Genomic DNA, 13484 nt, shown 5'->3' on the forward strand with positions numbered 1-13484 from the left:
CTTTAAATAAAATTACAATTTGTTCGTTCGCCTTATTCCTTTCCTTCAGGAATGTTGTCTCTCACCATGACATCTTGGGTTCCTATAAATGCATCTCCATCTGTATCGTATCCAGTTAATGTCAGTGTATTATAGTCACCGATGATCAGCCCGTCCAATGTTTTTATTTCATCTGACACGAACTTGGCAACAAAGTTACCCCGATCATCAGATTTCCACCAATCGATGGCAACACCGTTGAGAAACACACTCGCCCCAACCACCAAGCTATAGGCAATGTCGGTATGAACGGTGACGATGGTGCTTTGACTCTGAATATTGAGGACATTCGGTGAAACATCAATCTCGATATCAAAGGCATGACTATGTGTAATGAAAAGCGTGCAGATAAGTGAAAACACAGCAAGGGTGAATAACGTCAGTCTTAGTTTTTTCATAATTTCCTCCATTTGAATGAATATTATTTTTAATCGTACTGCGTCCTATGTTATTTTCATAACGTTTGTCGAACAAAAAGGTTACGAAAAAAATTTCATTAAATTGTATTTTATCTTTTGACTTCCAGCTCTTTGCAGGTTACGCCGGTTCTCTCCACTTGTCATGCCACGGTCCATGGCCCAGATAACGGTACCCAGCTTCCGGTCGTTCAAATCCTTTTGGACCTGGTCAACGCACTTGGCATCGTTCTGGTTCCCGAGTAAGACCCAGCATCGGACAGGGATGCCTTCTCTTGTGACAGCTTAATTTGAGGCGACTTTTTTTATGGCCTCATAAATCTGTAAGGGGGTCTGACCATTTTGTTCAGCAATCGACTTAATACTTTTATTTGCTGTAACTTTCAGGCCGCTACTTTCTAATTGATTCATTATTTTTTCGGTATTCAATCCGTATTTTTCACACAATTGTTCAATGCTTACGCTGCCAGTGCCCGGTTCAGGAAAATCAGGCAAAGGAACATTTGCAGATGCTCTTTGTGTTAGAGAAGGCCCGGTTGTTTTGACAATCTCTTTAATAAAATCATACAGCTCGATGCTGGTGAGTTCGTTTCCATTGGCAAGCGCCTTCAGGCTGATTTCAGAATCCACTTTCATGCCTTTTTGAACAAGTCCTTTGGTTATAGTATCGCAATCCAGTGTAAATCCCTGGCACAATTGGGATAATGACCGAGTCCCGGTGCCTGGGGGTGGCACCTCAGGCAGTTCGCTGGTATCCCCAGGCGATGGTTTTATCTTGATGATGTTATACACCTGCTGCGGTGTCATGTTATATTTTTGGGCAATGTCTAAAAATATCTGGTTGGGTGCATCCAGTTCTATTCTTTTTTCTTTAAGCTTTGCCACACTCTGCTTGAAATCCAAACCTGTTTTTTTAACCAGGGAATCAAATGGCGCTTCCTCTGCATGACCAAAAGGGGGCTCTCCATATTTTATGGCAGCAGCATCTTTGATGTTCTGACTGATATTCAGAATTAAAGAAAATGGAGGAATCATAAAATTTGTTCCCAGTATGCAGACCACCGTCAGTACCAATGCGACATTGAAATCCCCGGTGAATACCTTCACTTTTTTGGTTCTGTCTTTAAGGTACTTAAAAATAAGGTTCCAATTGTAATATATATGCAGGATCAGGGCCAGAACGAATAATATGCCCGTGTTGATATGGATATTCCCCCACTGTTCTTTGCTAAGCCCCCAAAGGTGCCAGTCTGACCAGTAGGCAATCCTTCCCTGGGGAACAATGTAGAAAATAACGCTGGTTAACACCGTTACCAAAAAAGTGAGTCCTGCTGTCAAAGATGTTATTTTTCTAAGTTTCATTTTCATAAGGGGCGCTTCGATCCAGCGCCGTGGCTTGCGGTCCACCCAGACGGGAGGATAAAAATGCCCCTGCTACCATGGCCAAAACAAAAATAAAGCTGTAGTTAATTGGATTGGCGATATTTTTTGCATATTTCCCGCCCCCCTTGTTCAGATATGCATTAGAGCTGCTGTAACCGAATTTGCTCTCTGGTTACATTCTCCTTATCATTTGTGTTGCAATAGATTTTGTATAAAACCGCTAATATTTCCAGCACAGCCTGACTCTTTAAACGATAGTAGATCACCTGACTTTCTCGCCGGGTGTCCAAAAGATCTGCCTGGCGTAGATTTGCCAGATGCTGAGACAGTGCCGATTGACTTAACGGAACAGCTTGATTGAGCTCACTGACCGGGCATTCGTCCTTCATCAGAAAGAAAGAATATTCGACTCATAACTAAATGCTGCGTATCATTGAGCCATTTACTTTTTCATGGTCTCCCGAACCGCCAAAACCACGTCTTCGGGACCCGGCTTGAAAATTTTTTCATGGGTGGGTGCCGTGGGTACCGGGATTTGAGGCGCACCAACTCGCTTAACCGGACCCTTTAGAGCTTCAAATGCCTCTTCGGCAACCATAGCGGCCAATTCCGCACCGAATCCACAGAAGCGATTGGCTTCGTGCACAACTACCAGTCGACCGGTCTTGCGAACCGAGTCGAGGATGCAGGCCTTGTCCAGGGGTACCAGGGATCGCAGATCAATTACCTCGCAGGAGATTCCCTGTTCACTCAAGGGTTTAAACGCCTTCATTACCGTGTATAGAGCTACGCCATAGGCCACTATTGTGCAGTCGGTCCCCGATGTAACCATGCGGGCTTTACCAAGTGGCGTACGAATGTCGCCTGCCGGTACTTCACCGGACATCCGATAGAGCATCATGTCCTCAACCACGATGACTGGGTCCGGGTCAAAAATGGCAGTGAGCAGTAAGCCCTTGGCATCTTCCGGTGTGGCTGGCCAGACAATTTTCAGACCCGGGCTGTGTGCTATCCATGATTCAAGGTTGTGGGAGTGCTGACTGCCAGCACCGAAACCGACTCCGGCCTTGACCCTTACTGTCAGGGGGAAGCTGGATTTACCACCACTCATATAGCCTAGCTTTCCAGCATGGTTGACCAACATGTCGCTTGCCAGGGTAATGAATGGAAAAAACATGATTTCCACTACAGGCCGCAGACCCATGCAGGAGGCACCTACGGCAAGCCCGGCAATGGCCGCTTCGCTGACCGGCGTATCCTTCACCCGCTTTCGGCCAAATTTTTTCAAAAGACCATGGGTGGCCATGTTGGGGTCCTGGTGGATGGAAACCCCCACGCCTTCACCAGCGATAAATACATTCTCATCGATTTCCATGGCAATCGTAAGGGCATCATTTAAGGCTTGTCCGAATGTTTTTTGACTCATGGTACAACTCCTTTCAGGCACTGGGTGGTTGGACAAATACATCGGTCAGGGCGGTCTCGGGTCCTGGATACGAACTATCATCACCAAAAGCCACAGCAGCGGACACACGCGTCTCGGCATCTTGGTCAATGGTCTGGATCTGAGCTTGGTTGAGCACGCCATCATTAAGGAGCTTTTGGCGGTAGAGACGGATGGGACACTTGGCCTCCCAAATCGCAAGCTCCCCGGGGTCCACATAATGCTGCTGGTCCTGTTCACCATGGCCGCGCATACGATAGGTCAAAGCTTCCATCAACGCAGGTCCCTTGCCCGAACGGCAATACTCAACCAGCTCGAGGGCGAGATTGTAAACCGCCTCCACATCATTGCCATCCACGCTCTGGCCGGGCATATCGTATCCTTTGGCCCGCTGAAAAATGTGCTGGGCAGCACAATGCTCTTCAGACCGCTGCGCTCCAGCCCAGCAATTGTTTTCACAGACGAATAAAAGAGGCAGCTTCCATACGCCTGCCAGATTCATGGCTTCGTGCACGCTCCCCTCGGCCGCTGCACCATCGCCGAAAAAAACCACGGTTATTCCTTTGGCACGCTTGTACTGTTGGGCAAAAGCTGCACCCATGGCCAGAGGTGGTCCTGCACCTACTACTGTGGATGTCATCAGTACGTTGAGATCTGGTACGGATAGATGCAAGGTTCCAGCCTTGCCACCGTTAACACCTTTGTCTTTGACCATGATCTCTGCCATCAGAGAATTTAAGTCCGCGCCTCTGGCCAGCAGATGACCGTGGCTGCGGTGGTTACTAATGATGACGTCCTCAAGTTCAAGCGCCGAAACTATGCCCGTGGCAACTGCCTCTTGGCCATTGGCCAGAATCTGCATACCCGGCATTCGATAGGGCTCCTGACTGAGGGCCACGATCTTTTCCTCGAACTTGCGTGTCAGGATCATACTTGTATAGAGACGTATCTGAAGATCTGGAACAATTTGGTTTTCTTTCATCGGGGGCCTCCCTTTTATCGCAAAGAGAACTGAATTGATAGAAACATTAAATCACTAAGACCTTTTTACCATAAAATACAAAAAAGTCATTATAATTTTGGGGTCTGTTCCGCTGTCTTGTCCCTGGGTACCCAAAGGTGTTGATTTCTTATGGCAATAGTGCCTGTAATCAAAATGTGGCCGGGCACAACTTGTGCAAATAAGGCTCAGTCCTTACAAGTTTTGCGCAACCCCATGTATGGTATATGGATTTTTTTTAGCATTGAGAAAAAATTCAATCATATGTGCCAGGAACACATACTGAAATTGATCTTCGATATTCAACGATATATACATCACATTTTGGCAGATTCTTGAAAAGTTTTTTCTGGGGCCTGGGCCAAAATCCGGTTACTCCAATAAAACGTAATGGAAGATTTGGAAATTTGATTTTGATCTTTCCCATATAACGTAATTTCACTTCTGTGATATCATTTGTCTTCCACAACAATCTGTTGTATCCTCGTTCGTGCAGATAGAGTCAGTTCAAAATGATCTTAGCTCTCCGTTCAATCTCTCCCTCTTTTGCATAATGGAACCTTCATAATTAAAGGTGCTTCCATGCCCAAGAACAAATATAAAAGGAAACTAACCGCCATCCTCAAGTAGAGTTTAATGAAAAACTTGCTCATTTCTTTATAAAAAACACATCAGCCGCTTATTGCACCCCCCAGGGAGAATAGTCCAGGGCAAGACCCTGGGTAAGACGGTTATATGCAAAGTCTGGAACGTTTATGGGTTAAGAGGGCCACCCTAATCAAAAGGGAAACATGGACATCTCTTCCGAAAGGTTTTTCCTAACCCTGAAAATCAAATTTTGTTTCCAGCAGCAGCTTTGTTTTTTCATTCACCGGGATTGTGGCAAGGGCCTGCCGGGATACCCACCGGGTATCCAAGGCATCATCTCCGGCCATGGGCTCGCCACTGACGTAATCTCCCACCACATCAACAATATGGTAGTGATACCGGACATTGTGAAAGCCATCCCTTTCAATGGAATCAAATGCGAATACCATCTCCCGGGGGGTAATGATCACACCGGTCTCTTCCAGGACTTCCCGTTGGGCAGCCTCCTGAATGCTTTCACCCAGTCGTACCCGACCGCCAGGTATAGCCCAGACCCCTTGTGATGGGGGATTCTTACGCTTTACCAACAGCACATGATCTGCCTTGAAAACAACAGCTCCCACGGCCAGCACGGGGTGGGCCGGATACAGCCGGGTGCTGACGGGCAGACGGCAATGTTTAAGCAGGTACCGTAACCATTTGACTGGAAAAAGCATGGACACCATGGAAGCATATTGATCATAGGTGCCTTTCATGGTTTTTTTGAGTTTTCTGTCCTCCAGCATGGCCCCCACCACAAAGTAAAGGCTTAAAATGGCATTGACCATGACATCTGCCATGGTCATCCGCGCCTGGTAAGTCCAGATCAGAAAAATGCCGCCCAGGTACCAGGGATGGCGGGTAACTGTGAGAATGCCTCTGGTTTTAAAGGGGATGGTATCGCCAGATAATGAAAAAGGCTTTTGCCGGATTTGGCGTAGTCCGGTGAAATGTTTCAAATCGTACACCCTGGCACCCATCACGAACAGCAGCAGTGAGGTGAGCAATAAAGCGATTCTGACTGTCTGCAAGGGGCCTTGCACAATAAGGCACAGGGGACTGTCGATCCCCTGGCCGTATAGATAAACCGGTAAAAGGGTGACCACTGCCACGGCATTGAAAAACAGTCGATAAAACCGATAGCCCTGTCCCAGGCGGTGTTCCAGATAACAGGTGACGGAGAGGGAGATCATAGCGCTGTGTAATGTACACCAGCTGATCCACAGGACAGCCAGTAAAAGATGTGTGATAATCATGAATGGGAAAATATCAGTCCCGACAGGGGGTGTAAAGGAAATTGCGGTGTCTTCTTTGGGAATGTCCTGTTTTTATATGGAAAGGCGCCGCCCACGCATAAAAGAACAACCCAACAAAAAGATAAAGAAGAGACGGCCAGGCATCGGGGTAGATCACCCCGCAATATTTCTTCCAGTAATGCCTGTTCTGGATTCACGGTCAGAAAGCCTCAATAGACATAAGTATCGCCTCTATTCTTAATAAAATTTTATGAAACAGGAAATATCTAACTGATCCTTCTGCTAAACAAAATAGTCAACTATAAATTTGAATTTAACTTTTTATTCTGCTAAAATAATTTAAGCTTCCTTTTCTCTTTGCTACGTTTTTTCTGGGTTTAGATTGTTGTTCCATATTTCGGTTTTTTCATTTTAAAAAAAAGGTAATTGGAAAACCGCTAAAAAAATTTCTGAAATTGAAATATCCACTACGATCCACGGTCTTATTTCCGGCCTCATTGATCTTTTCACTACCCATATGGATTTGGCCAAATCCCTGGAGAACAGGGCAAAATATGGCATGTTTAACGCCTGGCTTGGCTTTGCCTACTGGTTGGGCGGCACTTGTGACAAAGCGTATTCTTCTCTTCGCGAAGCCTTGAATTTAGGCGAAGATACAGGAAATCAGGAACTTGTTGGATATGCCTGCACATGGTTGACATGGAACTCAGCTGAGTTGGGAAAGTTTGAAGAAGTTTTCAGAGTTGGTGAGAGAACTTATGAGATTTCCAAGCTTATTAAGTCAGATCACTACCTGGTTACTAAACCACTGACGGGGATGGCAAAAAATATTGGTTTTATTATTAAGAATGTTCCGGTTGCAGCAAAGAAGGCGGAAGCTCATTTTAAAAGGGCAATTGAACTTGCAGAAGAAATCGGGGCGAACGGTATCGCGGGTGAAGCCTATCTCAATTTAGGACAATTGTACAAACCAAGAAACAAAATTAATCCAGCCCGGAAGTGTTTATCCAAGGCAATTGAAATATTTAAGTAAAATGAAGCCGAAATGTTCCTGAAACAAACAAAAGAGGTGCTTGAATCTTCGAGCTAAATTTTATGAAGTGTCGATTTGAATATTTTTAGATTCCTACCAATTTGAAATTCTCTGGAGGCTTTCAATCAAAGTATCAGTCTCTGGTTTGACCGAGCACCAGAAAACGACGACTTGTAATTATAGTCTGGATGTTTTAACGTTTTTTGCACAACCCTATATCTGGTGTATGACTGCCCCCTTGTTTGCGAAGCTAAACTATAGCTCTGAATTCAGTCCTTTTTTCCATTGTGGGCAAACCATTGTTTTATAAAACCGTGCTGTTCTTAGATTTTTTTTGGGAAATCCTTATTATAACAACGGATGGGGAAACCGTTGGGAACGGCCGCCAAACAACGGTTGCACGATATGCAGGAGACCTTATCCTTTTTATTCTCTTTGAAATTTTTAATGATAAACGGCTCTCGGATAAACGGACGGCACATAGATATCAAATCTGCATCCTGATTTGTGATGACCTGCGACATTTTATCCAAAGTTCGCATCCCGCCCACTATGCCCAATGGGATATTTCCTATCACAGGCTTGATTGCTCTTGCTGCTTTTATGTTATATCCTTCGTCAAGATCGTATTTGCCTTTCAGACTTTGGATCATTAGCCAAGCAACCGGTTTCTTCCAAAGAGGCATGCTCTGGACCATCTCTTTGACCGGCACATCCCCCCGGCACATGTTCATGTATGAAAATATTGATGAGCCGCAACTGACCTCGATCATATCAATACCCAATTTTTTCAGCATTCCAGCGTATTCAACAGCAAGTTCAGGGGTGATTCCCTGCTTGGGTGTGAAGTCGTTCGTGTTTAGCTTGACCGTTATACAGAAATCATTTGGCACTTTTGCCTGTATGGCTTGAATCACTTGTTTAAGAAATCTAAATCGATTTTCTGAAGAGCCACCCCATTTGTCCTGCCTACGGTTAAAAAAAGGCGACAAAAACTGATTGATCAGATATCCGTGGGCACAATGTACCTGAACGCCATCGGCACCAGCTTTTACTGCTCTTTCTGCAGCGTGTACGTAGGCATCAGCAGCTTCTTTAATTTCATTTTCATTCATTTGCTTTGGTTTAAAAAAATTAATCGGATCTCTGACCGAACTGCTAGGTCCCAAAGGTGTCTGACCAATATCTGCCGAACTGGTCTGTTGTCCGGCATGGTTAAGCTGGAAAAAAATTTTGGAATCAAATTCATGGACTGCTTTGACCAAATTTTTCAGCCCTTCAATCATCTCGTTGGAGTGAATGCCAATGGGGGCTTTATATGCTCGACCTAGAGGATGGATATACATAAACCCGGGGATGATCAAACCGACATCCCCCTGTGCCAGGAGGCGATAACGTTTTATTAGATCTTCCGTAACTTTGCCATCAGGATCTGCCATACCTTCATAGGTAGCAGAATGAACAAACCGGTTTTTGAGTTCTACGTTTCCAATCATCTGTTGTGTAAACAATACGTTCATAAGTCACCTTTATATGTAATTCCTGTTCAGTAATTTTCTCCTATAGCACATGCTTATAGTGATAAAATGGATTATCCATCTTTTCATACATACGTATTTGTTAATTAATGTGCTCAAAAGTTAACCAGCGAATGAGAATCGGAATTCAAGGGTTGTAGAGTAGATTCTTAATAATCAAATCAACTCAAAGATATAAATGAATCAGATTTGAAAACAATATTTGTTTAGTATGTTTTTTGCTTATTTGTCAAGGAGACAACTTAATTTTTCTTAGCCCATCTTTTTGAACCAAAATTCATATGACCCATAATTATAGTAATTTATATTTTTATAGGCTTTGTTATGGCACTACGTTTGTTTATTGTACTCTTAATCGTCTTGCCGGGATGAGAGTATATCCCCTTTATTCCAGGGTTTAAAGGTTGGAATTTTGCGGATAGGAGCTCAAATAATCAATATTTTCCAAAAATGTAACTTTTTGTGGGGAATAGTGTGGGGAATAAAAATTTTAGCCATAAAAAAAAGGACTTAGGATTTGATCCTAAGTCCTTGAATTTTTTATGGAGGCGGCTTCCAGATTTGAACTGGAGAATAACGGCTTTGCAGGCCGTCGCCTTACCACTTGGCCAAGCCGCCTTGTGTTTTGGAGCGGGAAACGGGAGTTGAACCCGCGACTTCGACCTTGGCAAGGTCGCACTCTACCACTGAGTTATTCCCGCTCAGCAAACAAAAATGAGTTATATACTCGAACATTGATTTTGTCAATATAAAAATCAAAATCAATGTAATTTTCCGGCGTTAATACCCGTTATCCATTTTTTTTATTCCAGTCTGCCAGAAAGGCATCAATCCCTTTGTCGGTCATATGATGGGATGCCAGTTTCTTTAACACTCCGTACGGAATGGTGGCGATATCAGCCCCTAGAAGGGCTGAGTCCAGCACATGAAGGGGGTTTCTGACACTGGCCACAATAATCTGGGTATCAAAATCATAATTGGCGTAAATTTGAACAATTTCTTCAACCAGTCCGATCCCTTCCTGGGCAAGATCATCCAGGCGGCCGATAAACGGGCTGACAAATGTTGCACCGGCTTTGGCTGCCATTAATGCCTGAAGTGCTGAAAAAACCAATGTTACGTTTGTTTTTATACCTTCTGCAGAAAGGGTCTTGACCGCTTTTAACCCTTCCACCGTCATGGGGACTTTAACGGCAATATTCTCCGCTATTTTTGCAAGCTCCCTTGCTTCTGTTACCATGCCCTCGTATTCCAGGCTGATCACTTCCGCACTGACAGGACCTTTCACAATTTTACAAATATCTGCGATGATCTGTTTGAACTCTCCGTCTTCCTTTGCAATTAAGGAAGGGTTGGTGGTTACACCATCAACCATACCCATATCATTGGCATCTTTAATCTGCTCAATATTTGCCGTATCAATAAAAAATTTCACTTTACGCCTCCTCGTCCAGAAGGATTACCTTCTGGGGTTCTTGTTTTTTTAATTTTTCTAACAATTCATGTGATCGTAGGTTTAAAACAGGATGGTTTACTTGAGCACCTATATCACAAATAGGGACCAATACAAAACATCTTTCGTGCATTCTTGGATGGGGGATTTCAAGGTGGTCGGTTTTGAGAATCAGATCATCATAAAAAATAATATCCAGATCAATAATTCTGGGACCGAACCGGAAGGGTTTACCATCCCTGTCCAAATCTTTTTCCAGGGCCTTAAGGGCACCGAGCAAACCATCAGGTGTCAATGGGGTCCCTATTTTCAAGGCCGCGTTCACAAACCAGTCCTGATCTGTATAGTTTTGGGGTTCTGTTTTATAAAACGAAGACACCCCAAGCACCGCCATCTGATCATGATGGCGTAACAGTTGTATTACATGCTTCAGGTTTTTTTTCTTGTCTCCGATATTCGAACCAACGCTTAAATAAACAATATGCTGATCCATTTTATGGAGACTCAAATTGGACTGTTTTTGAAAATTCACTTTTCATCTGGCCATCCCCTGTTGCCTGAACCCTGAAATAATATTTAAACCCCTTTTCTATTGGATTCACAAATGCCATGGACGGCATAACAACATGTCCAATCTTCTCAAACTCAAACGGACATCCCTCACAGTCGTCAAATGTTTTTTTGTTCATAAAAATGTCAAAGCCTTCAGGTGTTACAGCGGCAGTCTCTTGGTTAATTTTATGGTCCCATGACAGTACAATTTCTGTATCATAAGATCTGTATTTTAAATTAAAAGGGGCGGCAATCCTGTTTCCATTAATCTCAGGCGGCAATGGGGATTCTTTTTTCCCACATCCCGTGAAAGCCAGGAGAACGGCACTGCACAGCACCATCAAAATCTTAATGCCGATTCTTTTATGTGTCATTGTAACCCCAGTTCTCCGGCAGCTTTTTTCACCGCCTGTCGAACATTATCAAAACTGGTTCCCCCGTATGAGATTCGTCTTGAAATCATTTTATCCAGGGTAATAAATGAATAAACATCCGGCCCTATCAGTTCACTTAACTCTTTAAATTCTTCCAGGGTCAGATCATGGAGTTCTTTTTTTTGATTCACGGCATAGGCAACGGCTCTCCCGGAAACCGCATGGGCCTTTCGGAACGGCAGTCCTTTTGAGACCAGGTAATCGGCAAGGTCAGTTGCATTTAAAAATCCCTGGGTGCAGGCATCAAGCATTCTGTCTTTATGGACCTCAATATTTTTAAACATCCGGGTATACACATCCGCACATATCTTGAGCGTATCCACGGTATCAAACAAGGGTTCCTTGTCTTCCTGCATATCCTTATTATAGGCCATGGGCAATGATTTCATCAGGGTGAGAATACTGACAAGGTTGCCCACCACCCTGCCGGTTTTTCCCCTTACCAGTTCTGCCACATCAGGATTCTTTTTCTGGGGCATGATGCTTGACCCGGTGGTGAACGCATCTGAAATGGTAATAAATGAGAACTCAGAAGAAGACCAGAGAATCAATTCTTCGGAAAGTCTGGAAAAATGAATCATGGCAATGGCAGCATGGGAGATAAACTCCATGACAAAGTCCCTGTCTGACACGGAATCAATGCTGTTATCAGAGACCGCTGAAAACGCGAGCACCTCCCGGGTAAATTCACGATCCAGAGGATAGGTGGTACCGGCAAGGGCTGCTGCTCCCAGGGGCATTACATCAATTCTCTTGAGGCAATCTTCAAATCGCTGGATATCCCGCTTGACCATTTCATAATAGGCCATCAGATGATGGGCAAACAGCACGGGCTGGGCCCGTTGAAGATGGGTGTATCCCGGCATGATCACATCCGGGTGGCTTTGCGCCATTCTGACAAGGGATCGTTGAAACCCCGCCAACAAGTCAATAATGATACGGGTTTCTTTTTTTAAATAAATCCTGACATCCAGGGCAATCTGATCATTCCTGCTTCGTCCGGTATGAAGTTTTTGCGCCACATCCCCACAGACCTTTCCCAGTTCATTTTCAATGTGCATATGAATATCTTCAAGGCTGGCTAAAAATTGCATCTCATTGTTTTCAATTCTCGCTTTTACCTGTCCCAACCCTTTAATCAAGATATCTGCCTCATCCCGGGTAATGATGGACACCTCGGCCATCATTTTCAAATGGGCGATACTGCCTTCAATGTCACTGTCATAGAGCCGTTTGTCCACATCAATGGAGGCATTTAATTTTTCAACCAGTTCATCTGTGCTTTGGGAGAATCTTCCCCCCCACAGTTTTTCATTTTCGCCACTCTGATTTCCAGCACTTTTATTCCCACCGCTCTGACTCATGACCTCTTGAATTTCCTTTTTTTTAATTGCCCAATATCAAACTTTCCAGAATGGCTTTGTGCATATGTCTTTTATTTTCTGCCTGATCCCAGAACACGCTGTTTTTATCTTCAAGAACCGCTTCAGAAATTTCTTCCCCCCGGTGAGCCGGCAGGCAATGCATCACCATCACATCATCCTTTGCCCCGGACAAAAGCGCCTTGTTCACCTGAAACCCCTCAAAGGCAATGATCCGTTTGGACAATTCATCTTCTTCCCCCATGCTGGCCCAGACATCCGTGTAGACCACATCTGCATTTTTTACCGCATCTTTGGGGTCATTTGTAAATACAATATTGGATTTGGCTTCCAGGGATGCCATGTCAATAATCCGGGGGTTCACCTGGTAATTCTCCGGGCAGGCCACCACCAGGTCAAATCCCAGGACACTTGCTGCATTGATCCATGAATTGACCACATTATTCCCATCTCCTACCCAGGCAACTTTTACGTCCTTATATCCGCCCTTATATTCGATAATGGTCATGATATCACTCAATATCTGGCACGGGTGAAAAGAATCCGTGAGGGCATTAATAACCGGTATGGTGGCGCTTTGGGCAAATTCTTCCACCAGGGCGTGATCAAAGGTCCTCATGGCCAGGCAGTCAATATATCTTGACAGAACCCTGGCCGTATCCTTGGCCGGTTCATTCCTGGATATCTGGGTATCCTGGGCGCTCATATAGATGGCATGACCCCCCAGTTGTATCATTGCCGTTTCAAAAGCCACCCTTGTGCGGGTGGATTTCTTGTCAAAAATCAATCCCAACGTTTTTCCGGTCAACAACGTATCAAGGATACCCCTGGCATATCTTTCTTTTAACTGGATCGCTCGTTTAAAAAGAGTTTCAAAGTCATCTTTTTCAAGATCCAAGAGTGATAATAAATCTTTTTTCAAAACAA

Annotated in this window: 13 protein-coding genes and 2 tRNA genes; 1 reads left to right on the top strand and 14 read right to left on the bottom strand. The window is 44.3% G+C overall.

Translation table 11 applies throughout. The annotated features are described in order from the left end of the window. Positions 1 to 32: 32 nt before the first annotated feature. The 6 genes from Q1Q15_RS13700 to Q1Q15_RS13725 all read right to left on the bottom strand — a co-directional run bounded on the left by Q1Q15_RS13700 (position 33) and on the right by Q1Q15_RS13725 (position 6165). A complete protein-coding gene (locus Q1Q15_RS13700) occupies positions 33 to 437 on the bottom strand; it encodes a hypothetical protein (protein WP_300460884.1) in 405 nt (134 codons plus the stop codon). Positions 438 to 740: 303 nt separating this feature from the next. Continuing rightward, positions 741 to 1823, bottom strand: coding sequence for a DUF4405 domain-containing protein (locus Q1Q15_RS13705; RefSeq protein ID WP_300460886.1), 1083 nt, complete (start codon positions 1821 to 1823; stop codon positions 741 to 743). Between the two features lie 155 nt (positions 1824 to 1978). Beyond that, positions 1979 to 2227, bottom strand: coding sequence for a metalloregulator ArsR/SmtB family transcription factor (locus Q1Q15_RS13710; RefSeq protein ID WP_300460889.1), 249 nt, complete (start codon positions 2225 to 2227; stop codon positions 1979 to 1981). Between the two features lie 53 nt (positions 2228 to 2280). Next, on the bottom strand, positions 2281 to 3264 hold the full coding sequence (locus tag Q1Q15_RS13715) for an alpha-ketoacid dehydrogenase subunit beta (RefSeq protein WP_300460891.1): 984 nt from the start codon (positions 3262 to 3264) through the stop codon (positions 2281 to 2283). A gap of 13 nt (positions 3265 to 3277) precedes the next feature. Further along, positions 3278 to 4264: a thiamine pyrophosphate-dependent dehydrogenase E1 component subunit alpha gene (locus Q1Q15_RS13720; protein ID WP_300460893.1), complete on the bottom strand. Its 987-nt coding sequence runs from the start codon at positions 4262 to 4264 to the stop codon at positions 3278 to 3280. A gap of 836 nt (positions 4265 to 5100) precedes the next feature. Continuing rightward, complete coding sequence (locus Q1Q15_RS13725) at positions 5101 to 6165, bottom strand: NUDIX domain-containing protein (RefSeq protein ID WP_300460895.1); 1065 nt, start codon at positions 6163 to 6165, stop codon at positions 5101 to 5103. Between the two features lie 559 nt (positions 6166 to 6724). Here Q1Q15_RS13725 and Q1Q15_RS13730 point away from each other — a divergent pair. Beyond that, positions 6725 to 7198, top strand: coding sequence for a tetratricopeptide repeat protein (locus tag Q1Q15_RS13730; protein WP_300460897.1), 474 nt, complete (start codon positions 6725 to 6727; stop codon positions 7196 to 7198). Positions 7199 to 7521: 323 nt separating this feature from the next. Here the strand turns inward: Q1Q15_RS13730 and Q1Q15_RS13735 are convergent, their stop codons facing one another. The 8 genes from Q1Q15_RS13735 to argF all read right to left on the bottom strand — a co-directional run bounded on the left by Q1Q15_RS13735 (position 7522) and on the right by argF (position 13479). After that, complete coding sequence (locus tag Q1Q15_RS13735; protein ID WP_300460898.1) at positions 7522 to 8718, bottom strand: NADH:flavin oxidoreductase; 1197 nt, start codon at positions 8716 to 8718, stop codon at positions 7522 to 7524. A gap of 561 nt (positions 8719 to 9279) precedes the next feature. Further along, positions 9280 to 9354 (bottom strand) — tRNA-Cys (locus Q1Q15_RS13740). Between the two features lie 8 nt (positions 9355 to 9362). Beyond that, positions 9363 to 9437: transfer RNA gene (locus tag Q1Q15_RS13745), tRNA-Gly, on the bottom strand. Positions 9438 to 9526: 89 nt separating this feature from the next. Next, positions 9527 to 10171: a fructose-6-phosphate aldolase gene (gene fsa, locus Q1Q15_RS13750; protein ID WP_300460900.1), complete on the bottom strand. Its 645-nt coding sequence runs from the start codon at positions 10169 to 10171 to the stop codon at positions 9527 to 9529. Position 10172: 1 nt separating this feature from the next. Beyond that, positions 10173 to 10682: a 2-amino-4-hydroxy-6-hydroxymethyldihydropteridine diphosphokinase gene (gene folK, locus Q1Q15_RS13755; RefSeq protein WP_300460902.1), complete on the bottom strand. Its 510-nt coding sequence runs from the start codon at positions 10680 to 10682 to the stop codon at positions 10173 to 10175. 1 nt (position 10683) lies between these two features. After that, positions 10684 to 11115 (bottom strand): hypothetical protein, encoded by a 432-nt coding sequence (locus Q1Q15_RS13760; protein WP_300460904.1) that lies wholly within the window; start codon positions 11113 to 11115, stop codon positions 10684 to 10686. Next, entirely contained in the window at positions 11112 to 12539 is a 1428-nt protein-coding gene (gene argH / locus Q1Q15_RS13765; protein WP_300460907.1) for an argininosuccinate lyase, read from the bottom strand. Before argH ends, Q1Q15_RS13760 begins: the two co-directional genes overlap by 4 nt. 22 nt (positions 12540 to 12561) lie before the next feature. Continuing rightward, on the bottom strand, positions 12562 to 13479 hold the full coding sequence (argF, locus tag Q1Q15_RS13770; protein ID WP_300460910.1) for an ornithine carbamoyltransferase: 918 nt from the start codon (positions 13477 to 13479) through the stop codon (positions 12562 to 12564). Between the last annotated feature and the right edge of the window lie 5 nt (positions 13480 to 13484).

This window comes from Desulfobacula sp. (genome assembly GCF_030145145.1).
GTDB lineage: Bacteria > Desulfobacterota > Desulfobacteria > Desulfobacterales > Desulfobacteraceae > Desulfobacula.